A 20,279-nucleotide genomic window follows, 5' to 3' on the forward strand; every position below is an offset into this window, starting at 1 on the left:
CCAATCCTGCCGCACCCGGCCGGTCCGGTCGCGCACCGGTGCCCTCGACGAGGTGCCGGTCGGAGAGAGGTAGCCGCAGCAGACGCGTCACGCGGCGACGGCGGTGCTGGTCGGCGTGCGGTGGGTTCGGGTGGGGCCGTTCGAGGTCAGGACCACCGGCACGTCGAGTGTCTCGGCCAGCCAAGGGGCCACGTCGTCCGGTATTTCGGCGAGGATCGGGCGGGCCGTGGTCAGCAGGTCGGTGAGGCGTTGCTGGTGGTCGAGGTCCTGCCAGGCACCCGGCGCCAGACGGTCGATCACGCCGTCATCGGTGGTGTATCCCGTTGCCGCGTACCGAGTTCCGGGGGTGTCCAGGTGGGTCAGGGCGAGACCGTCGATGCCGCCGGATGCCGCGATGGCGTAATTCAGGAGAATCGGGTCCAGATGGCCGAGCCGGAACTCGCCTTGGTAGCGGCCGGTGGTGTTGTGCGGCTCCGGGTAGGCGAGGCCGAGATCCTCGGTGGGCAGCGGGCCGGCGCCGTGCCGGGTCATGTAGGTCCGGGTGACGCCGAGAACGTAACCAGCCGAGCCGATTTCGGCGAGCATGGCGCGGGCGTTGCGCGGTTCCACGGTGGACCAGGTGGTGTGCGGATGAAAGCCGCGCCATTCGTCGAGCAGGACGCCCTGGGCTCCTTCGAAGACCAGACGACCGCGCCGGGCGAACCGGGCGAGCTGTTCGCCGCCGACGATGCGAACGGCGGCGGCGAACTCCCTATACATGTCGACCAAGATCTCGATCGGCTCGTACCGATGCTCGCTCGGGGCGATCAGCGCACCGTAGTGGGCGGCGAGCGCCAGGAGCTTGTCCCGAAGCACCTTGGGGCGCAAGCAATCCGCCACGGTCGGCGCGTCGTGCTCCAGCGCGTACCACGCCGTCTCGCCGATCCCCCGTCCGCAGGAACCGTGCCGCGAGGAACCCCTCGCGTCCTCGCGGGCACGGTTGGCGGCGATATGGATCGGCGTGGTGAGCAGCGCCCGGCCGTCGATGTGCAACAGCGCCAACGGATCCGGCACCCCGAGCACGGCCAATTGCCGCGCCTCCCCCGCCAGTGCGATCGGCTCGACCAGCACGTGTCGCGAATGCAGCGTCGGCACACCGGAAAAGGTCCCCGACCCGAACTGCGCGAACGTGTGATGCCGGCCGTCGGCGACCACGTTGTGCGCCGCCTGCGCACCCCCGTTGAACCGCACCACGGCCGAAACGTCCAGCCCTGCTTCCGCGGAGCACAGCCAATCGACCGTCGCGCCCTTCCCGGCATCCCCGAAGCCGAGGTCGACTACCACAATGTGCGACCGAAACACGGTGCGCTCCTTTCTCATCCAGGCAAACGGCCCGGTGCAGTACGTCAGCTGCGACCGCTGGGCAGCGCGCGCATCCGCGGGCTCTTGACCCCCAGCGCCTTGCCGACGGACTTCGCCTCGGCCGCCGACCCCACATCGCGCAGATCCGCGAGCCCGGCGTCCACGTCCACCCGCCCCTCCTCCAAACCGATTGTCAGCGCGATGAGTTCGCAGACAGCCGCGGGATCGTCGAGCTTCAGGAAGCTCTGCCCCAGCAGCTCGCGCCAGTGATCGGCGATCTCCGGATCGTCGTAGTAGCTCGACTGGTTCGGCAGGATGTAGTAGATGTGCCAGCGTTCGGCGAGTTCGCGGTAGATGGATTCGACCGAGACATCGCGGCGCACCGGGTCACCGATGACGCTGCGGATGTGCCGCGACGCCAGCTTCGGCTTGTTCAGCTCGTCGCCGATCAGGAACAGATAGCCCTTCTTGTTCCGCTTCTCCCACGCGTCGGTGACGATGTGGGTGGCCATGAAATAGGCGGCCAGTTCATAACTTTCGGACTTCTGCCCGCCCCCGCCGCCCTCCAGCAGGATGGCGCGCAGCTGCTCGTCCATCCGGTTGTCCGACTCGAACTGCCCGACCTGCAACGGAACTCGGTCGGTATCGGCATCGCCGACGGCGCCGAACAGGATCTGCGGATCGTCCGCGTAGCCCTTGCGCTGCAACAGTCCGTGCAGCTTGCCCAGCTTCTGCTGCATGATCCGCGGTACCCGGCCCATCGAGCCGGTAACGTCGAACAACACCGCGATGGGCAGCGAGTTGCCGTGGTCGGCCGAATCCCGGCATTCCCGCACGTCGACGCCCAATGGGTCGAGGGTCGGGTGCGCCTGCCAGTCCGCATACGGCACGGCCCGCAGCTCGGCGGTATAGCCGAAGTCGTCGAGGCCACGGCTGGCCCGGAAGGTCTTCGCCGCCCGGTAGGCCGTGTCGTCCCAATTTCCGTATCCCATGTGATCACTTCCTCTCGTGAATCTAGTTTTAGTGTATGCGACTAAAACTCCGACCGTCAAGGAACTCCCTCGGTGAACCCGCTTCCCTGGCAAGATCGGAGCGGTGGAGCTCCTACAGCGCAATCCGACCGAAGGCGTCTACGCCGCCACCGACGACTATGTGCACGCGATGGAGGTCCGAGGCGCCGAACGGCTGCTATTCGTCTCGGGCACAATGGGTCTCGACCCGGACGGCAAGCCGGCCGCGACCCTGACCGAACAACTCGAACTGATCTGGTCGAACCTGCGGGCCATCCTCGCGTCGGCGAATATGACCGTCGACAACATCGTCCGGCTCACCAGCTACCTGCGCGACGCCTCCGACGCCGAGGCGAACGCCGCGGCCCGGGTGGCGGCCCTGGGCGGGCGGGCCGTGCCGACCACGGCGATCGTGGTGCAGACCCTGGACAACGACTGGCTGGTCGAGATCGAGGTCGTCGCCGCGGGCTGACCTGGGAATGCCGCGCGGACCACGGGTGTTGGTTCGACTCGACAGCATCGAACGTCGAGGAGAATCCCATGCCGCCGACCGTGACCGTTTACGGCGCCTACGGCCACACCGGCCGCTTCATCGTGGCCGAGCTGGTCCGTCGCGGCTGGACGCCGATTCTGTCCGGCCGCAACGAATCTCGGCTACACGACGTCGCCGCCGACTACCCGGGCGCAACGGTCCGCCCGGCGGCCGTCGATGATCCCGACGCCCTGGATCGCGCCATCGCGGGCAGCGTTGCGGTGATCAACGCGGCCGGACCGTTCGGCGAGACCGTTTCTCCGCTCGTCGAGGCGGCACTCCGCGCGCGCATCCACTACCTCGATGTCGCCGCCGAGGTCGAGGTCGTCGCGAAAACCGTTGCCACGTACCACGATCAAGCGGCCGACGCGGGCATTGTCATCGCGCCCGCCGTCGCCTTCTACGGCGGCCTCGGCGATCTCCTCGCTACCGCCGCACTGGCCGACCTCCCGGTGGCCGACGAAATCCATCTCGCCTTCGCCCTGGACAGCTGGATCCCCACCGAGGGCACCCGCGCGGCGGGGCGCGCCTCTCGCGGCCGCCGCAACGGCAAGCGTCTCGTCTACACCGACGGCGAACTGACCCTGCGCGACGACGAAGCTCCGATCACCGACTGGACCTTCCCGGCTCCGTTCGGAAAGCAAACTGTCGTAGGCGATTTCATCACCGCGGACAGCGTCACCCTCCCCCGCCATGTGAAAACCGCTGCCCTGCACACCTATATGACCACGGCCCCGCTGGCGGACCTCGCCTCCACCGACGACCTCGCCGCGCAACCCGCCGACGAACTCGGCCGCTCGGCCCAGCAATTCCTGATCGAGGTGGTGGTCCGATCCGGGGCCACCGAGCACCGCGCAGTCCTGGCCGGCCGCGACATCTACGCGGTCACCGCACCGATCGTGGTAGAAGCTTTGGCGCACATCACTTCCGGGACTTACTCGGGACTGCTCACCGCCGGCCAGATCGGGGCGCCCGGCGAGTTGCTGCGTGCGCTGGTCCCCGTACACCTCGATCGGCTGGAGATCGACGAAAGCTAGGCCGGAAAATGGCGGGCCCGCACCGGTAACCGCGGTTTAGGATCGCGGCCATGGACGAAATCTCCCAGCGGCCGACGGTGCTCGCCGTCGAGGCCGCCCTGCGCGCCGCCGGAGTCGCCCCGCGGGTCCGGGTCCTCCCGGAGACCGCCCCGACCGCGGCCGCCGCGGCCGAACAGCTCGGCTGCCCGGTCGCCGCGATCGCCAACAGTCTCGTCTTCGACGCCGAGGGCGCGCCGCTGCTGGTCCTGACCAGCGGCGCGCACCGGGTGGACACCGGCAAGGTCGCCGCGCACCTCGGCCTCACCAAGCTGTCGCGCGCGAGCGCCGAGTTCGTCCGCGCGCACACCGGCCAGGCCATCGGCGGTGTCGCCCCGCTCGGACATCCGGCGCCGATCCGCACGATGATCGACGAAACGCTGGCCGATCAGACGGAGATCTGGGCTGCGGCCGGACATCCGCACACGGTTTTCCCGACCACCTTCCAGGAGTTGGTCGAGGCAACCGGCGCCGAGCCCGTAGCGGTCAACTGACCGAGCCTTCGCTCGGCGCCACCATGTGATCGCCGACGAGCATCGTCCCCGGTCCGCGCCGACCGCCCGGCCCCTGATGGAACCGCACGTTGTCCGCGGTCAGCGCGGACCCGCACTCCCGGCACACCACCACACCCGCGGTGACCTTCCCGCAGTCCTCGTGCACGACCAATGCAGGCGGCCCCTCGGAGCCCGCGAGCCAGTTGTCGCCCCAGGCGACGATCATGGTCAGCACCGGATACAGGTCACGTCCCTTGGCCGTCAGCAGATACTCGTGCCGCACCGGATTCGACTGGTACACACGAGTTTCCACGATGCCGTGCGCCTGCAATGCCGCCAACCGGGCGGTGAGCACATTCGAGGCGATACCGAGATCACGCCGGAGGTCCTCGAATCGGGTCACCCCGACGAACAGATCGCGCAGGATGAGCGGCGTCCACCGCTCACCGACCGCGTCGAGGGTGCGCGCGATCGAGCAGACGATGTCGGACAAAGCAGCTTTGGGCACCCGCCCATCGTAGTCCATTGCTTTTTGCAACGGACTACGGCTAGATTCGGTGCCATGCACCCGGAAGAAACGGCCACCGACTCAGTGGCCAGGTTCTGCGCGGCGACCAGAGCCGCCGATTTCGACGCACTGATGGACACCCTCACCCCCGACGCCACCCTGGTCTCCCCGCTGTCCGGCCGAATGGTCTTCCGCGGCAAGGACGATCTGCGCATCCTGCTCACCGCCGCCTACGGTGGACTGTCCGAGCTGCGCTGGACCGAGCAGATCGGCGACGGCACGCGACGGGTACTGCTCGCCGAGGCCGCCGTCGGCCCGTTCCGCCTGACCGAGGCCCTCGTCCTGGAACTCGCCGATGACGGCCGCATCCGCACGCTGAACCCGCACCTGCGGCCGTGGCTCACCCTCACCGCCCTCGCGGTCTGGCTCGCTCCCCGCCTGTTCAGGCACCCCGGCGTGCTCCGAAGGGCGATGCGCGGGGCCGTCACGCCGTAAACTGCGGCCATGGACCCGTTGACGCGGATCCGCGCGATCTGCCTGGATCTACCGGAGTGCAGCGAACGGCTCAGCCACGGCTGCCCGACCTTCTTCGTGCGGGAAAAGACCTCGTTCGTCAAATACATCCCCGGCGGATACAACGAACCGGGCCCGACCATCTGGTGCCCCGCACCCGAGGGCGTGCAGGCCGAGCTGGTCGACGCCGAACCGGAGCGATTCTTCGTCCCGCCCTACGTCGGCCACAGCGGGTGGATCGGCGTCCGCTTGGACGCCGATCCGGACTGGACCGAGTTCGCCGAGATCATTCACGACGCCTACCGTAGGGTCGCGCCGAAAAAGCTTGTCGCCGAACTCGATTAGTCACTACCCGGTCAACGTCTCGGTCAGCCCGTCGGCGGTCAGCTCGACCCGCCGGGTCAGCCCGATGTCGTCGAGGAAGCGCGGATCGTGGCTCACCACGACCAACGCCCCCTCGAAACTGACCAGCGCCTGCGTGAGGTGCTCGAGACTCGGCAGGTCGAGGTTGTTGGTCGGCTCGTCGAGCAGCAACAACCTCGGCGCCGGGTCGGCCAAGAGCAGCATTGCCAATGCCGCCCGCAGTCGTTCGCCACCGGACAGCGCCGCGACCGCCACGTCGGCGTCGCCGCCCCGAAACAGGAAGCGGGCCAACTGCGTTCGGATCTGTTCCACCGACGCGTGCGGCGCCGTGGACGCCACATTCTCGAACACCGACCGCTGCTCGTCGAAGATGTCGAGGCGTTGCGGCAGCATCCGCCACGGCACCTTCGGGCCGGCCGCCGAGATCCGTTGCAGCAGCGTCGTTTTACCGATGCCGTTGCGTCCGGTCAGGGCGATCCGCTCCGGTCCGCTGATCCGCAGCGACACCGTCGGCCCGCAGGCCAACTCGACCTCGTCCAGGTCGATGACGTCCTGTCCGGGGTAGAGCCGGGTGTCGGGTAGATCGACGCGGATCTCCCGATCGTCACGCAACAGTTCCTGGGCCTGCTGGAGTTGGTCCTTCGCCGTCTCCAACTTGCCGATGTGGTTGTTGCGCAACTTGCCCGCGGCCACCTGGGCTTGACGTTTGCGTTCGGCCATAATGATTTTCGGTTCCCGCTTGGTGTCCCACATCTTCTGCCCGTAGCGCTGCCTGCGGTCCAGCTTGATCCGCGTCTCGACGAGTTCGCGCGCCTGCTTGCGCACATCGCTGCGCGCGTCGCGGATCGCCGCCTTGGCCGCTGACTGCTCGGCCTCGATGATCCGCTCGTACTCGCTGAAATTGCCGCCGAACATGCGCAGTTCACCCTGGCGCAGCTCCGCGATGGCGCCCATCCGCTCCAGCAGCTCACGGTCGTGGCTGACCGTGAGCACGGTGCCGGAGAATTGCGCGACCACCTCGTAAAGCCGTTCGCGGGCAAGCTGATCCAGGTTGTTCGTCGGTTCGTCCAGCAGCAGGATGTCCGGTTCGGCCAGCAGTTCGGCGACCAGTCCGAGCAGCGTGGTCTCGCCGCCGGAGAGGGTCTCCAGTCGGCGATCCAGCTGTTCGGCGGAGTCGGCGACATAGTGCAGGCCGAGCCGGCCGAGCAGGGCGATGGCCCGTTCCTCGACATCCCAGCGGTGACCGACGAGCTCGAAATCGGACTCGTCGGCGCCGCCGGATTCGATGCGGTGCAAGGCTTTCCGGACCTCGGCGATGCCGAGCACGGCATCGACCCGCTGGCCCGCGGCCAGACCGAGGTCTTGGCGCAGGTAGCCGAGATGGCCGGTGACCGTGATCGAACCGAGGGCGGGAACGAGCTGGCCGGCGATCAGCCGCAACAGGGTGGTTTTGCCCGCACCGTTGCTGCCGACCAGGCCGACATGCCCGGGGCCGAGGACGCCGTTGAGCCCGTCGAACACAGGTGTGCCGTCCGGCCAGGCGAAGGTGAGATCGGAAAATGAAAGATTTGCCATGATGACTCCAGAGGTCGCTCAGAAAACGCGGTGCGCGACAGCGGACCGCCCGAGTGGCTACCTCATGAAATCAACGTTAGGGCTCCGATCAACGGGAACAAGACCCGTCTAGATTAACCACACCCGCGCCGAAGTTGCCAGTGATATTTGGATCACACCAGCTCACAACCGCTTTCCGGCTATCCTGCCCCGATCACGCCGGCGACCTCCGCGGTCAGCGGATAGGGCCGCTCGACCGGCAGCGCGCGGGCGGCGGCGTCGAGTTTCCCGTCGGCCACCAGCCGCCCGATCCGCTGGGCCTCGGCGGTGACATCGCGGATGCCGGTGACCCAACGATCGACGTACAACCCCACCGCCGGACCGCCGAGCCCCACCTGGAGCGACCGATGCGCCAACGGCCGGTGGTGCAGGTCGCGCTCTGGATCCCATTGAATCCGAACCGGACTCACCCGCAACCGGTCCATCCACGCCTGCCGATCCGAATACATCTCCGGCACATAGTGACTCAGGCAGGACTGCCACAGCGCCCACTCGAAACCGCTGCGCGTGATCGATACCGCGAGCACCCGCTCCTGCCCCGGCTTGGTCGCCCACCCGCAGCGATACATCATCCAGAGAAACGAAGGCTTGATCCACGTCATCCGGTCCCGTTTGAACGGGTCGACGAAAGTTCCTGCGGCAACGGCAGCTTCGGCGATCTCTACCGGATATGCCTGATAGACAACCACGGTCGCCGTGTCGTAGTCAGCTCTGACCTGCCGCATCGGCGGCGCAACACTCACGCGCAGATCCTTGCAGTCCCATCGCCGGCTGCCAACGGGATTCGCGCTATCGGGACGACGCTCCGGAAATCCTCCGGTTCAGCCGTTGGTGAAGGTGAGGCTGGTGGCGTCGTAGCGGGTGCCCGCGATCTGCTCGCGCGGCGCGGCGGCCTCGATGGCGGCGAGGTCGGCGGCGGACAGGTCGATGGTCAGGGCCGCGAGGTTTTCCTCCAGGTACGGCCTGCGGCGGGTGCCGGGGATCGGCACGACATCCTCGCCGCGGTGCTGGACCCAGGCGAGCGCGAGCTGGCCCGCGGTGACGCCCTCGGCCTCGGCCAGTTCGTTCAGCTTCGCGACGATCGCCAGGTTGCGTTCGAGGTTGCCGTCGGCGAAACGCGGCTGGGTGCGGCGCACATCGTTGTCCGCCAAGCCCTCGACGGAGCTGTACTTGCCGGTCAGGAAACCGCGGCCGAGCGGGGAGAACGGGACGAGACCGATGCCGAGTTCGCGGCAGATCGGGGCGATCTCCGCCTCCAGGTCGCGGGTCCACAGCGACCACTCGCTCTGCAACGCGGCGATCGGGTGCACGGCGTGCGCGCGGCGGAGGGTCTGCGCGCCGGCCTCGGATAGTCCGAGGTGGCGGACCTTGCCGGCCTGCACGAGTTCGGCCATCGCGCCGACGGTTTCCTCGATCGGCACCTGCGGGTCGACGCGGTGCTGGTAGTAGAGGTCGATGTGGTCGACGCCGAGCCGGCGCAGCGACGCGTCGCAGGCCTGATGCACGTAGGCGGCGTCGCCGCGGATGTGCGTCGGCTCCCCCAGCTTGTTGGCGAAGCCGAACTTCGTGGCCAGCACCACCTCGTCGCGGCGGCCGGCGATGGCCTTGCCGATCAGTTCCTCGTTGTGCCCGGCGCCGTAGAAGTCGGCGGTGTCCAGCAAACTCACGCCGAGGTCGAGGGCGTGGCGCAGGGTCTCGATCGACTGCGCGTCATCCGCGTCCCCGTATCCGTGACTCATGCCCATGCAGCCCAGGCCCTGCGCGGAAACCGCGAGCTCACCGAGGTGCCGAGTGGGGACGTTGATCATGTTGTGCCTCCTGAGATCCGAACGTGCTGCGGTCAACGCTAGGAGTTGGAGCGCACTCCATGTCAAGCGATGGTCGTACAGCTAATAAGCGGCACCCAGGTGGAGAACTTATCGGTGCGTGGGGATGGCGCTTGGAAGTTGGCCACATATGCTCGCCTGTGGTTCGCGTCCGTGGGTCTCGCACCGAGCGCGATCGCCGCGCCGGTGCTACTGGTCCAACGCGGACAGGATCGCGGCGTCCCGCCCGCGCATGCCGACTGGCTGCGGCAACGACTTACCAAGGCGCACTTGTGGAGTCGGCCGGACGACGGGCCGGTCTCGGTCTTGCGCGCGTGCGCGGACGCCATGGACTGGCTGCGGGCAAACTCGTGACACCTAATCGGCGCGCGGGCAATACGATGCTGTCGCATGATCGATAAGACGGAAGTGCTGACCGGACGGCAGATCCTCTGGCAGGTTCAGGAGACCGCGGGATTCGAGTCGACCTGGATCGACTTGGACGGGCTGCGGCTGCACGGTGAGGGCCGGGCCGTCGGTCAACTCCCGGAACCGTATTGGCTGACCTACACCCTCGACACCGACGCCGACGCCGTCACCGAGCGACTACAGATCACCTGTGTCACCGCGACCGAACACCGTCAGCTGGATCTGCGTCGCGCGGACGGCATCTGGACGGTCGACGGGGAGCCGCGACCGGACCTCGCCGACGCGCGCGACTGCGACCTCGCGTGCTCCCCGCTGACCAACACCATGCCCATCATTCGCACCGGACTGCACCGCCATCCGGGGACCGCCGAGTTCCTGATGGCCTTCGTCGAGGTGCCGACCTTACGGGTGGTCCCGTCCACACAGACCTACACCCACCTCAGCCTCGCCGAGGACGGATCCGACATCCGTTACGCCTCAGGCAGTTTCACCAGCGACCTGCACATCGACGAGGACGGCCTGGTCTTGGTGTACCCGACCCTGGCCCGCCGGGTGCCGCCCAAAACCACCGTGACCGACGGCGAACGCCAGCGCGGACCAGGCTCCGCCCGCCCCAACGCCTGACCGGCGCTACTCGACCTCGAGACGCCGGGGACGGGATCGGTCTTACGTAGCGGACTACTCGATTTACTGCGCGGTTCGCCATGATCTACCTATCGACGCAGGTAGGACGGTTGCCAAGCGGTCGTCACCAGGTGACCGGGAGGTGCGGCACGCCGTAGACGCCGAGGGTGTTCGCGCGGGTGCGGATCTCGTCGGCCGGTACCGCGAGGCGCAAGGTCGGGAACCGAGTCGTCAAAGCGGTGAGCGCCGTGCGCATTTCGACCCGGGCCAGTTGCTGACCGAGGCACTGGTGTGGGCCATAGCCGAAACCCAGGTGTCCCACCGCATTCCGCTGTAGGTCGAGGAGGTCCGGGCGGTCGAATACGGTCGGGTCACGATCGGCGGCTTGGAGCGAAAGGGCCACTGTTTCACCGGCTTTGATCACCTGGCCGGCCAGTTCGACGTCCGTCAGGGCGGAGCGGGTCGCGGTGTGGGCGATGGTCAGGTAGCGCATCAGCTCTTCGATTGCCCGGTCGGCGAGGTCGGGGGCGGTGCGGAACGCGGCGAGCTGTTCCGGGCGGGACAGGAGGACGTAGGTGCCGAGGGCCAGCATGTTCGCGGCGGTGTCGAAGCCGGCGATCAGTAGCAGCACGCCCACACCGGCGAGTTCGAGATCCGTGAGATCGGTGCGGGTCAAGTCGCTGAGCAGGTCGTCGGCCGGTGTGGCGCGCTTGGCGGTGACCAGGTCGCGCAGGTATTCCTGGGCCGCTTCGAAGGCAATGAGGCCCCGTTCGAGACGCTCGTCCGGCGACAGGGCGGGATCGTTGAACTTGGTGACCAGGTCGGCAACCAGACGCTGGAATCGGCCCCGATCGACTTCGGGCACCCCGAGCAGTTCACAGATCGTCAGCGCCGGAACCGGATACGCGAACGACGTCACCAAATCCACTGGACCACCGGCATGTTCGATCGCATCGAGATGTTCGGTGCTGATCTGCGCTACCCGCTCGGCGAGCAGCCGCATCCGCCGAACAGTGAACTTGCCCGCCAACAGCTTTCGATAGCGCGTGTGCTCGGGTGCGTCGAGGTTGAGGAAGTTACCGGGCGGGGCCGGCGGGAGCGGACCGAGATCCACCAGCGGTGAGTGCAGGAGTTCGGCTCGTGCGCTGAAGCGCGGGTCGGCCAGGATTGCACGCACCACAGCATGCCCGCTGGCCAGCCAGCCGTGATGGCCGTCTGGAAAAGCCATGCGGGTCAGTGGATTTCGCTCGCGAATCCGCGCGAGTTCGGGCGGTGGATCGAAGGGACAGCCCACAGGACGGGTAGCGGGCAACGACAAGACAGTGGTCTGCGGCTCGGTCATGGAATTCCTTCTGACGCATGAATTCAGTAGGAGCCGAACGCTAAGTTGCGTTCCGTGATCACTCAACAGAGCTCGTGCAGCAATACCCTGCTACCACAGGTAGATTCGATTTTGTCCGTGCAATGACCTTGCCGCCGAACGCACACACCAGACACCCCACATGCAATGAGCTGCCGCTGAACGCACACCGAAGGAGCCCACCGATGCCAGGAGGCCGACTCACCCTGCACGAGCGAGAATGCATCGCCGCCGCACTAGCCGAAGGACTCGGCTACACCCAGATCGCCCGCCAACTCGACCGCCCCGCCTCCACCGTGAGCCGCGAGGTAACCCGCAACGGCGGCCCGAGCCGCTACCGCGCCGACCGAGCCCACCGCGCCACCGCCGCCCGCGCCCGCCGAAGCAAGGCCGCCACCCCACCCACTGCCGCCGGCGAATTCCCCTCCGGCAACGAGGCCCTCCGCGATTTCGCCACCCACTTCACCGACCTGCTCGTCTACGACGGCATGCCCCGAATGCAGGCCCGCGTAATGACCGCCCTGCACCTCACCGACTCCGGCAGCCTCACCGCCGCCGAACTCGTCCACCAACTAGCGGTCAGCCCCGCCTCCATCTCCACCGCCGTCAACGCCCTGGAAAAACGAGACCTCCTCCGCCGCAACCGCACCACCCACCGCCGCGACCACTACTACATCGACAACAACACCTGGCACCGCACCACCCTCAACCTCGCCCAAGCCGCCCAAGCAAAAGTCGAGGCCGCCCACCGCGGCGCCCAACTCCTCGGCCCAACCACCCCCGCCGGCGCCCGCCTCACCGAAATCGGCAGCTACCTCGACTACCTCGGCAAACAAATGGTCCAGGCCGTAGCCCGCTGGCCCGACCAATGACACCTGGCAGCCCAGCCGGATACGTTGCAGCGCTATTCCACAGCCGCACACCTTTTGACAAACGCACGCGTGTCAGTGCGGCAAGTCGGTGTGCGGGAGATCAGAAGGTGTGCGGCTGTCCGGTCGTCAGCAGGACCGCGACGACACGCGCAGGTCAGACCTTGACGATGGAGGTCACCGGGTAGTGACCCTGGCGGTCGCGGCCGTTGAGGAAGGTCAATTCGAGGACTACCGCGGCGGCGATTACTTCGGCGCCGGCCTGGGTGAACAGGTCGGCTGCGGCGGCCAGGGTGCCGCCGGTGGCGAGGACATCGTCGAGGAGGAGGATGCGTTTGCCCGCCAGGGGGACGCCGTCGGCGGGGATTTCCAGGGCGGCGGTGCCGTATTCGAGCTGGTATTCGCGGGTAATGACGGGCGGGGGCAGCTTGCCTGCCTTGCGGACCGCGAGGACGCCGGTGCCGAGGCTGGCGGCCACCGCGGCGCCGATGAGGAAGCCGCGGGCGTCGACGCCGGCGACGAGGTCGGCGTCGGGGCCGCAGGAGGCGAGGCAGTCGATGACGGTGCGGAAGCCTTCGGCGTCGGCGAACACGGGCGTGAGATCGGCGAACCGCACTCCGGGAGTGGGGAAGTCGTCGCGCCAGCGGGTCAAACGCTCGACCGCTTCGGCCGCCCGGCCGGTCCGGTCGGCGGCTAGCTCGTCGGATTCGATCGCCGCGTGCTTACTCATCGACACCTCTCCATCATCACAACACCACCACAAGCACCTGTCACCGCTTCAACACCCAGCGGTCCATGTTCCACCCTGACCCCGCCTGGTTCGGCGCAGCTATCCCGTTCTGCAGACCGTTGCCGAACGCGATGGTGCGCGGCGAGGCGAACAGGGGGATGCTCGGCAACTCCGCCCACAGCAGGTTTTCGGCCTCGGTGAGCAGATTCAGCTGTGTGGTCGAGTTGTCGTCGGCCGCAAGCTGATCGGTGATCGCATCGTAGCGGCCGTTGCCGAATCGGCCGAAATTGAGCCCGCTACTACCGCGCAACGCACTGGTCGCCGCGACGCCGGACATGGATCCGGCCGGACCCGGCGCGGACGCGGTACTGCCCAGGATGGCGTCGACTTTGCCCTCGGTGAGCTGCGACGGCGTGAAATCGGGGGCTCCGGCGTCAACGACGTTGATGCCCGCCGGCTTACAGGCTTCCGTGATCATCGCCACGGTCTGCGCGCGCCGGTCATCAGGGCGCAGATAGCCGATGCGCACGGTCGGATTGTTCGCCCGCGCCGCGGCCACCGCCTGGGTCGCGCCGCCGACATCGCCGCCGTTGAACTTGCCCGCCGCACCGATCACCGACGGGTAGTACAGCGAATCCTGTTGCACGATATGCGCGTTCAACGGGCCCGAACCGAGCCCCGTCTTCGGCGCGTCGGCCACCTTGCCGAGCTTGTCGAACAGCGCCTGCCGCGGCACGCACAGCGCGAGCGCCCGGCGCATGTCCACCGAGCCGAACACTCCCCCGGTCGCCAGCACCAGCTGCTCGACGCCCCGGCCCGCCACGTTGCGCACCTGGAAACCGTCCAGGTTCAGGTCTTTCACCGATCCGGTGCCGAGGTCGACGACGCCCGCGGCGCTGTCCCTGACCTTGGACTTCAGGTCGATGTTCTTGGGCCACACCATGATCCGCCCGGTCGCGGGCTTGTTCCCCCACCACCGCTCGTTCGCGACCAGGACCAAACCGTCCTTGTCGCTGAACGATTCGATCCGGTACGGCCCGGACGACGGGAACTTGGTCAGGTCGAGGTTGCCCCCGGCGAAGTTCCAGCCGGTGTTCCAGAAGTCGGAGATCCGGCCGAGCCCGCTCGGGTCGCCGGTTTGCAAGGCGGACACCACATTCGGCACGTTCGCCACCCGCGCGACGACGTGCGCGGGCATCAGCTCGCCGGCGGTGAACAGGTTGCGCCACGCCGAGTAGTGCCGGTCCGGCCGGAACACCACGGTGGCGTCGCGCGAACCGGGCTGGCAGTCCACCCGCTCGATGTCGGCGTAACCCGCGGTGCTCGCGGCGTCGAACAGCGGAACCTGGCCGCGGTCACCGGGTTTGGTGAATCGCCCGCTGCGCGCGGCCCAGGCGAGCACCAGATCGTCGCACGAGGTCGGCACCCCGTCGGAGTACACACCGTCCGGGTTGAGCCGGTACTGGATGGTCTGCACCTCACCGGGCACCTCTTTGGCGGTGCCGAAGTCGGTGTCGGCGACCTGCTGACCGTCCGGCCCGGTGTAGTAGAACCCGGTGACCACCCGGCCGAACACCGCGGTCGATCCGGTGCTCGCGCCGAGCGTGCTGCCGCCGTTGTAGCTGGCGATGGTGGCATCGACGGCGTAGCCGATGGACGGCACCTGGTTCTTGCTCGAGCACCCGACCACCAACCCGGCGGCCAGGGTGCTCGCGGCCAGCACTCCGATCAGACGTATCGCTCGGCTATCTGGCTTGCGCATGAAACCCCTTGCCTGTGTGTCAGTTCCGCCGCTTCTGCCGTTTCCCGCTGGGGCGCGCGCCCGGCCGGGGCGCCTGCCCCGGCTCCCGCCTGCGCGGTTCGTCGTCGTAGTCGCGGCCGGTCGCTGCGGTCGCCCGGCGCTCGGCCTCGACTCCTGCCCGCGCGCTGGCGACCCCGGCTCGCCGGGCCTTGATCTTCTCGGTGTGCCGCGCGACCGGGCCCCACCGCTCCTTGATCGACACCAGCAGCGGCGTCGCGAAGAAGATCGAGGAGTAGGTGCCGACCAGCAGGCCGACCAGCTGCACCAGCGCCAGGTCCTTGAGCGTGCCGACGCCGAGCATCCAGACCGCGATCACCATCAGGCCGACGATCGGCAGGATGCCGATGAGGGCGGTGTTGATCGAGCGCATGAACGTCTGGTTCACCGCGAGGTTGGCCTGTTCGGCGTAGGTGCGGCGGTTCACATGCAGGATGCCCCTGGTGTTTTCCTCGACCTTGTCGAACACGACCACCGAGTCGTAGAGCGAGAAGCCGAGGATGGTCAGGATGCCGATCACGGTCGCCGGGCTCACCTCGAAGCCGACGAGCGAGTACACGCCCGCCGTCACGGTGACGTCGAAGACCAGGGCGGCCAGCGCGGCGATCGCCATGTGCGGTTCGAAGCGCACGGCGATGTAGACCGCGACCAGGACCAGGAACACCGCCAGCGCGATGAGCGCCTTGCGGGTGATCTGGCTACCCCAAGTCTCGCTGACGTCCGAGGCGCTGATCGCGGCGCGACTCGGGTTGCCGTCCTTGCCCTTGGGCTGGAACTTGCTGAACAACGCGTTGTTCAGCGTGTCCACCTGATCCTTGTTCAGCGCTTCGGAGCGGATCAGGATGGTGGCGTTGCCACCGCTGCCGACGGTCTGCACCGAGACCGGATCGGAGCCGATCGCAGTGCGGTAGACCTCTTCGACCTGACTGGTGCTCGCGCCCTGAGCCGGGAACTGGATCCGCGAGCCGCCCTCGAAGTCGATGCCGAAGTTGAAGCCGCGGAACAGGATGCTGCCCAACGAGATCAGGATGATCGCGGCGGTGATCAGGTACCAGGTCCGCCGCTTGCCGATGACGTCGATGGCGCCGGTGCCGGTGTAGAGGCGGTTGAAGAAGCCGTGCTTGGGCTGCTCGGTCACCGCGGCGAACACGTCCGTGGTCTCGGCCGGGTTCGGGGTGCGCGACGTGCTCGTGTGGTTCGTCATCTCGTTCACGCCTTCCCGAGTGCGGCCTCGGCCGCCTTACGCTCGCGCGCGACCTGCTGGATCGCACCGAGCCCGTTGACCGACGGCTTGGCCCAGTAGTTCGTGCGGGAGGCGAGCAGCACCAGCGGCGAGGTCACCAGGAACACCACGACGACGTCGAGGATGGTGGTGAGGCCGAGGGTGAACGCGAAGCCCTTCACCTGTCCGACCGCGAGGATGTAGAGCACCGCGGCGGCGATGAAGCTGACCGCGTTGCCGGACAGAATCGTCCGGCGCGCCCGCTGCCAGCCACGCGGGGCGGCGGAACGGAAGCTGCGGCCCTCGCGCATCTCGTCCTTGATCCGTTCGAAGAACACCACGAACGAGTCGGCGGTCATACCGATACCGATGATCAGACCGGCGATGCCGGCCAGGTCGAGGGTGAACCCGATCCATCTGCCGAGCAGCACCATGATGCCGTACACCGCGAGACCCGAAGTCACCAAAGAGAATCCGGTGACGAACCCGAGCATCCGGTAGTAGGCGAGGCAGTAGAGCAAGACCACGGCCAAGCCGATCGCACCGGCGAGCAGGCCCGCCTTCAGCGAGGACAGCCCCAGCGTCGCCGACACCGTCTCGGCCTCGGAGGTCTGGAACGACAGCGGCAGCGAACCGTACTTGAGCGTGTTCGCCAGTTCCTTCGCCGACGCGGCGGTGAAGTTGCCGGAGATCTGGGTGCGGCCACCCTGCTGCGGGCCCTGCTGCACGGTCGGCGCGCTGACCACCTTGGTGTCGAGTACGAAGGCGACCCGCTTGTAGACGTATTCGCCGGTGAGCTGGGCCCACGCGTCGCTACCGCCGGACTTGAACTCGAGGTAGACCTCGTGCCGCGCCTGCTGGGTGTTCATGCCCGAGCTGGCGGACTTGATCTCCTGGCCGTCGATGCGGCTCTTGTCGAGCAGCAGGATCTCCTGGCCGTCGGTCGAGCAGGCGACCAGCGGCAGGTTCGGATCGTCGTTGCCCTGCAACGGGTCCGGCTTGGTGCAGTCCAGCGTGGCCATCGCGGCCTGCTGGATGGTCGGGTCCGCGCTCTGCCGGATGGTCTTGGCGTCCTGGATGTCCTTGGTCGCCTGTTCCTGCGGCGTGAGGTTCGGATCCGCAGGCGGCTGCGTCGGTCCCTGTGCCGGGAACACGCGCTGCTGCGGAACCGGATCGACGGTCTCCCCACCGGAGGCAGGCGCACCGACCGAAGGCTCGCCCGCGGCCGGCGGTGCGGCGCCCGGCGGAGCAGGCGGCACCTCACCCGGCGCACCCGGCGGCGTCGCGCCCGGCGCGGGCTGCTGGCCGCGCTGCGCGGCGGGCACGGCATTGAGCACCGGACGGATGTACAGCTTGGCGGTGGTCGCCAGCGCGCGCGCCTGCTGCCCGTCGTCGCCGGGCACCGTGATCACCAGGTTGTCGCCGTCGATGACGACCTCGGACCCGGCCACACCGAGACCGTTGACCCGGTTCTCGATGATGTCCTGCGCCTTTTTCAGGCTGTCCTGGTTCGGCTTGCCGCCGTCCGGCGTTCGGGCGGTCAGCGTGACCCGGGTACCACCCTGAAGGTCGATGCCGAGCCGTGGGGTCGAGGATTTGTCACCGGTGAAGAACACCAGCGCATAGATCACGGCCAGCAGCGCGGCGTAGACGCCGAGCAGCCGGAGCGGATGCGCCGATCCCTGGGAAGGTGGCACAGTACGTCATCTCCTAGGCGGGAAGTCGAACATGGAACAGGCAGGCACACACCGGCGACGCCGGTGCGGGCAGTAGTGGCACGAGCCACGGGGCCCGCGGATCGGACACCGCCGCGCGTCGGCCGAGGGCCGTGATCGCGGCGGCATCCGGCGCGCGGGCACACCGAGGGACGATCAGTCCTTGGTGAGCCGGGTCTCGGTCTGCGCGGCGGATTCCTCGACCGCGTCGGCCACGTGCGCGCCGTTGGCGTCGGCGGCGGCCGGCTCGACGGCGATCGTGTCGGCATCGGCGTCGGCCTCGTCGGCCACCGTCTCGGTGTCGACGCGCACCTCGCGGATGGCCGCGCGCAGCCACGTCGTCACGACGTCCTCGGCGATCTCGAGATCAACCGTGGTGTCGTCGAGATCGACGACGGTGCCGTACAGCCCCGACGTGGTGATGACCTGGTCGCCCGCCTTGAGGGTGTCCTGCATCTCCGTGACCTTGGCGGCTTCCCGCTTCTGGCGGCGGACGCCGAGGAACATCGGCACGAGCAGGGCTACCAGCAGCAGCGGAAACAGAAGTTCCATCGTCGAAGTCAGTCCCTAGTCTTGTGGGTGGGATGGGTATGTACTCAGACAGTCTGCCAGTTCATGTCTCCGTCGCCACACCGGCACACCTGCTGGGGAGCACCGATGTGCCCGCGAGCCATATCGCACGGCGAATCGTGGGCCGCCACCGGCGTCCGAAAGGCCCGGTCGGTTTGCCCGGAAATTCTCCGGCGGGAAACCCGTCCGTAACGAATTCCGTTGCCTTACAGTAGAAATCGCAGGGAATTCATCAGCGCAGGACGTCCCGACGGCGTGGCCGGGGAGCCTGATCTACGCACGAACTCAGCATTCTTCGAGCCGTGTCTCGGGACCTTCTGTGCCTTTACGAAGGGGACGATGATGGTCAAGGAAGCCAGAATCGACGTCAAAACGCTCATGCAGAAAGCGGCGGGGGACCTTTCCGCGCCGGAGCTCTACGACCTGGCCCGGAGCGCCGAATCGGGACCGTGGTTCGGCACGCCGACCGCCCGCAACGGTGAGCCCGCGCGGCGCCCGGAGTTCGAGTGGCCACTCGTTTCCGAGCATTCCTACCTGGGGAAATACGGCAAGGGCACGGCGGCGGTGCATCTGGGGAACGGGCACGAGCGCTTGGTGAATCCGATGATCTTCGCCGACGGGTTCAATTACGGCGCCAGCGACCTGGACGGCCTGTGGCAGTGGTTCAACCACCCCTATTCCGACGCGGGTGAGCGCCTGTTCGACCAGCTACTGGCCGCGGGCATCGACATCGTGCTGCTCGGCTTCGACGCCCGCCACGACTACATCCAGGTCAACGCGGGGGTGGCGCGGGCCTGCATCGGCAAGGTGATCGCCGAGCAGCAGGGCACCACGCCGCTGATCACCGGCGGAGTGAGCATGGGCGGCCTGATCACCCGATACGCGCTCGCCGCGATGGAGCAGGCGGACGAGGACCATCGGACCGGGACCTATCTGTCCTGGGATTCCCCACACAACGGAGCGTGGATTCCGCTGATCCTGCAACAGATGGCGTACTTCTTCGAGTTCTTCGAGACGCTCACGCCCGGTAAAGCGAGCAAGGCCAGTCTGATTCGCAGCCCGGCGGCGCAGCAGCTGCTGTGGGCGTGGGTGGAGGACGCGCGGTATTCGGGTCCGGTCGCGACCGCGTCGCCGCTACGTGCCCAATTCGTCCAGGAGCTGACCGATCTGGGTGGATTCCCGCAGCGGCCGGTGCGGCTCGGCGTGGCGAACGGGCGCGGCGACGGGCAGGGTCCCGAGCTGCCGGCCGGAGCGGTGGTGTTCGACAAGAAGTTCCTCGGCGGCCTGGTCGGCAGCGCCACCGCGCGGTATCAGCCGGCGTTCGGGGACAAGCAGCCGGTCGGCGGCATGCATCTCGGGCTGACCTCGCGCACCTCGACGACCACCGCGGTGGCGCCGTTCGACGGCGCGCCCGGCGGCATGCTGGATTCGTTCGGGCAGGTGGCGACCACGCTCGGGATCGACATGGAGGAGGCGAAGCGCTGGAGTTGCTTCGTCCCATCGGTCAGCGCGATCGCGCTGGACTTCGACCCGATGACCTGGGAGGTCGAGCTGGACAAGGATCTGCGCAAGGTGACCGCCGAGCACACGGCGCTCACCGAATTCTGTTGCAACGCAACCAATACCGAACACTCGGTGGTGACGCCGACGCTCGCGGAATGGGTGCTGCGCAAGATCGCCAAGTAGCGGCGCGCGCGGGCCCCGCCGGC

At 67.7% G+C, this 20,279-nt stretch carries 21 protein-coding genes; 9 read left to right on the top strand and 12 right to left on the bottom strand.

The window, feature by feature from the left end; all coding sequences use genetic code 11:
* Positions 1-87: 87 nt before the first annotated feature.
* Both AB0M22_RS26220 and AB0M22_RS26225 read right to left on the bottom strand, forming a co-directional pair.
* Positions 88-1,341, bottom strand: a complete 1,254-nt coding sequence (locus AB0M22_RS26220) for an adenylosuccinate synthetase (protein WP_364731852.1) — start codon at positions 1,339-1,341, stop codon at positions 88-90.
* Between the two features lie 44 nt (positions 1,342-1,385).
* Complete coding sequence (locus tag AB0M22_RS26225) at positions 1,386-2,333, bottom strand: hypothetical protein (protein WP_364731854.1); 948 nt, start codon at positions 2,331-2,333, stop codon at positions 1,386-1,388.
* Between the two features lie 103 nt (positions 2,334-2,436).
* Between AB0M22_RS26225 and AB0M22_RS26230 the strand changes: the two genes are divergently transcribed.
* The 3 genes from AB0M22_RS26230 (at position 2,437) to AB0M22_RS26240 (ending at position 4,450) form a co-directional block, all read left to right on the top strand.
* Positions 2,437-2,823 carry a RidA family protein gene (locus AB0M22_RS26230; RefSeq protein ID WP_364731856.1) on the top strand — a complete coding sequence of 129 codons (387 nt, stop codon included), beginning with the start codon at positions 2,437-2,439 and terminating at the stop codon, positions 2,821-2,823.
* Between the two features lie 68 nt (positions 2,824-2,891).
* Entirely contained in the window at positions 2,892-3,920 is a 1,029-nt protein-coding gene (locus AB0M22_RS26235) for a saccharopine dehydrogenase NADP-binding domain-containing protein (RefSeq protein WP_364731858.1), read from the top strand.
* 50 nt (positions 3,921-3,970) lie between these two features.
* Complete coding sequence (locus tag AB0M22_RS26240; protein WP_364731861.1) at positions 3,971-4,450, top strand: YbaK/EbsC family protein; 480 nt, start codon at positions 3,971-3,973, stop codon at positions 4,448-4,450.
* On the opposite strand, the gene AB0M22_RS26245 is transcribed toward AB0M22_RS26240, so the two are convergent.
* Entirely contained in the window at positions 4,443-4,958 is a 516-nt protein-coding gene (locus AB0M22_RS26245; protein ID WP_364731863.1) for a helix-turn-helix domain-containing protein, read from the bottom strand. The genes AB0M22_RS26240 and AB0M22_RS26245 overlap by 8 nt on opposite strands.
* A 54-nt stretch (positions 4,959-5,012) precedes the next feature.
* Between AB0M22_RS26245 and AB0M22_RS26250 the strand changes: the two genes are divergently transcribed.
* Positions 5,013-5,453 (top strand): nuclear transport factor 2 family protein, encoded by a 441-nt coding sequence (locus AB0M22_RS26250; RefSeq protein WP_364731865.1) that lies wholly within the window; start codon positions 5,013-5,015, stop codon positions 5,451-5,453.
* Between the two features lie 9 nt (positions 5,454-5,462).
* On the top strand, positions 5,463-5,816 hold the full coding sequence (locus AB0M22_RS26255; RefSeq protein WP_364731867.1) for an MmcQ/YjbR family DNA-binding protein: 354 nt from the start codon (positions 5,463-5,465) through the stop codon (positions 5,814-5,816).
* Between the two features lie 3 nt (positions 5,817-5,819).
* Here the strand turns inward: AB0M22_RS26255 and AB0M22_RS26260 are convergent, their stop codons facing one another.
* The 3 genes from AB0M22_RS26260 to AB0M22_RS26270 all read right to left on the bottom strand — a co-directional run bounded on the left by AB0M22_RS26260 (position 5,820) and on the right by AB0M22_RS26270 (position 9,256).
* Positions 5,820-7,409: an ATP-binding cassette domain-containing protein gene (locus AB0M22_RS26260; protein ID WP_364731870.1), complete on the bottom strand. Its 1,590-nt coding sequence runs from the start codon at positions 7,407-7,409 to the stop codon at positions 5,820-5,822.
* 179 nt (positions 7,410-7,588) lie between these two features.
* The gene (locus tag AB0M22_RS26265; protein WP_364731873.1) at positions 7,589-8,191 is read right to left on the bottom strand and encodes a DUF4291 domain-containing protein; all 603 of its coding nucleotides are present in this window, start codon (positions 8,189-8,191) and stop codon (positions 7,589-7,591) included.
* Positions 8,192-8,269: 78 nt separating this feature from the next.
* Positions 8,270-9,256, bottom strand: a complete 987-nt coding sequence (locus tag AB0M22_RS26270; protein WP_364731875.1) for an aldo/keto reductase — start codon at positions 9,254-9,256, stop codon at positions 8,270-8,272.
* Positions 9,257-9,427: 171 nt separating this feature from the next.
* On the opposite strand from AB0M22_RS26270, the gene AB0M22_RS26275 reads away from it, so the two are divergent.
* Positions 9,428-9,628: a hypothetical protein gene (locus AB0M22_RS26275; protein ID WP_364731877.1), complete on the top strand. Its 201-nt coding sequence runs from the start codon at positions 9,428-9,430 to the stop codon at positions 9,626-9,628.
* Between the two features lie 36 nt (positions 9,629-9,664).
* Positions 9,665-10,306, top strand: coding sequence for a putative glycolipid-binding domain-containing protein (locus tag AB0M22_RS26280; protein ID WP_364731879.1), 642 nt, complete (start codon positions 9,665-9,667; stop codon positions 10,304-10,306).
* Between the two features lie 124 nt (positions 10,307-10,430).
* On the opposite strand, the gene AB0M22_RS26285 is transcribed toward AB0M22_RS26280, so the two are convergent.
* A complete protein-coding gene (locus AB0M22_RS26285; RefSeq protein ID WP_364731881.1) occupies positions 10,431-11,648 on the bottom strand; it encodes a cytochrome P450 in 1,218 nt (405 codons plus the stop codon).
* 203 nt (positions 11,649-11,851) lie between these two features.
* On the opposite strand from AB0M22_RS26285, the gene AB0M22_RS26290 reads away from it, so the two are divergent.
* Positions 11,852-12,538 carry a helix-turn-helix domain-containing protein gene (locus AB0M22_RS26290; RefSeq protein ID WP_364731884.1) on the top strand — a complete coding sequence of 229 codons (687 nt, stop codon included), beginning with the start codon at positions 11,852-11,854 and terminating at the stop codon, positions 12,536-12,538.
* A 154-nt stretch (positions 12,539-12,692) separates the two neighbouring features.
* Here AB0M22_RS26290 and AB0M22_RS26295 read toward each other — a convergent pair whose 3' ends face one another.
* From AB0M22_RS26295 to yajC, 5 genes are all read right to left on the bottom strand, one after another.
* Positions 12,693-13,265: an adenine phosphoribosyltransferase gene (locus AB0M22_RS26295; protein WP_364731886.1), complete on the bottom strand. Its 573-nt coding sequence runs from the start codon at positions 13,263-13,265 to the stop codon at positions 12,693-12,695.
* A 40-nt stretch (positions 13,266-13,305) separates the two neighbouring features.
* A complete protein-coding gene (locus tag AB0M22_RS26300) occupies positions 13,306-15,027 on the bottom strand; it encodes an ABC transporter substrate-binding protein (protein ID WP_364731889.1) in 1,722 nt (573 codons plus the stop codon).
* Between the two features lie 19 nt (positions 15,028-15,046).
* Complete coding sequence (gene secF / locus AB0M22_RS26305) at positions 15,047-16,267, bottom strand: protein translocase subunit SecF (protein ID WP_364731892.1); 1,221 nt, start codon at positions 16,265-16,267, stop codon at positions 15,047-15,049.
* A gap of 5 nt (positions 16,268-16,272) precedes the next feature.
* Entirely contained in the window at positions 16,273-17,982 is a 1,710-nt protein-coding gene (gene secD / locus AB0M22_RS26310) for a protein translocase subunit SecD (protein WP_364731895.1), read from the bottom strand.
* Positions 17,983-18,156: 174 nt separating this feature from the next.
* The gene (yajC, locus tag AB0M22_RS26315; protein ID WP_364731898.1) at positions 18,157-18,552 is read right to left on the bottom strand and encodes a preprotein translocase subunit YajC; all 396 of its coding nucleotides are present in this window, start codon (positions 18,550-18,552) and stop codon (positions 18,157-18,159) included.
* 357 nt (positions 18,553-18,909) lie between these two features.
* Between yajC and AB0M22_RS26320 the strand changes: the two genes are divergently transcribed.
* The gene (locus tag AB0M22_RS26320) at positions 18,910-20,256 is read left to right on the top strand and encodes a hypothetical protein (protein WP_364731901.1); all 1,347 of its coding nucleotides are present in this window, start codon (positions 18,910-18,912) and stop codon (positions 20,254-20,256) included.
* The last annotated feature ends 23 nt before the right edge of the window (positions 20,257-20,279 follow it).

It is taken from the genome of Nocardia sp. NPDC051756 (assembly GCF_040681495.1).
Lineage (GTDB): Bacteria > Actinomycetota > Actinomycetes > Mycobacteriales > Mycobacteriaceae > Nocardia.

Excerpts from the sequence above, each read along its gene's own strand:
- AB0M22_RS26225 (WP_364731854.1), bottom strand. The coding sequence starts at position 2,333 with ATGGGATACGGAAATTGGGACGACACGGCCTACCGGGCGGCGAAGACC.
- AB0M22_RS26235 (WP_364731858.1), top strand. The coding sequence starts at position 2,892 with ATGCCGCCGACCGTGACCGTTTACGGCGCCTACGGCCACACCGGCCGC.
- AB0M22_RS26240 (WP_364731861.1), top strand. The coding sequence starts at position 3,971 with ATGGACGAAATCTCCCAGCGGCCGACGGTGCTCGCCGTCGAGGCCGCC.
- AB0M22_RS26250 (WP_364731865.1), top strand. The coding sequence starts at position 5,013 with ATGCACCCGGAAGAAACGGCCACCGACTCAGTGGCCAGGTTCTGCGCG.
- AB0M22_RS26255 (WP_364731867.1), top strand. The coding sequence starts at position 5,463 with ATGGACCCGTTGACGCGGATCCGCGCGATCTGCCTGGATCTACCGGAG.
- AB0M22_RS26260 (WP_364731870.1), bottom strand. The coding sequence starts at position 7,409 with ATGGCAAATCTTTCATTTTCCGATCTCACCTTCGCCTGGCCGGACGGC.
- AB0M22_RS26270 (WP_364731875.1), bottom strand. The coding sequence starts at position 9,256 with ATGATCAACGTCCCCACTCGGCACCTCGGTGAGCTCGCGGTTTCCGCG.
- AB0M22_RS26280 (WP_364731879.1), top strand. The coding sequence starts at position 9,665 with ATGATCGATAAGACGGAAGTGCTGACCGGACGGCAGATCCTCTGGCAG.
- AB0M22_RS26285 (WP_364731881.1), bottom strand. The coding sequence starts at position 11,648 with ATGACCGAGCCGCAGACCACTGTCTTGTCGTTGCCCGCTACCCGTCCT.
- AB0M22_RS26290 (WP_364731884.1), top strand. The coding sequence starts at position 11,852 with ATGCCAGGAGGCCGACTCACCCTGCACGAGCGAGAATGCATCGCCGCC.
- AB0M22_RS26295 (WP_364731886.1), bottom strand. The coding sequence starts at position 13,265 with ATGAGTAAGCACGCGGCGATCGAATCCGACGAGCTAGCCGCCGACCGG.
- AB0M22_RS26300 (WP_364731889.1), bottom strand. The coding sequence starts at position 15,027 with ATGCGCAAGCCAGATAGCCGAGCGATACGTCTGATCGGAGTGCTGGCC.
- secF (WP_364731892.1), bottom strand. The coding sequence starts at position 16,267 with ATGACGAACCACACGAGCACGTCGCGCACCCCGAACCCGGCCGAGACC.
- yajC (WP_364731898.1), bottom strand. The coding sequence starts at position 18,552 with ATGGAACTTCTGTTTCCGCTGCTGCTGGTAGCCCTGCTCGTGCCGATG.
- AB0M22_RS26320 (WP_364731901.1), top strand. The coding sequence starts at position 18,910 with ATGATGGTCAAGGAAGCCAGAATCGACGTCAAAACGCTCATGCAGAAA.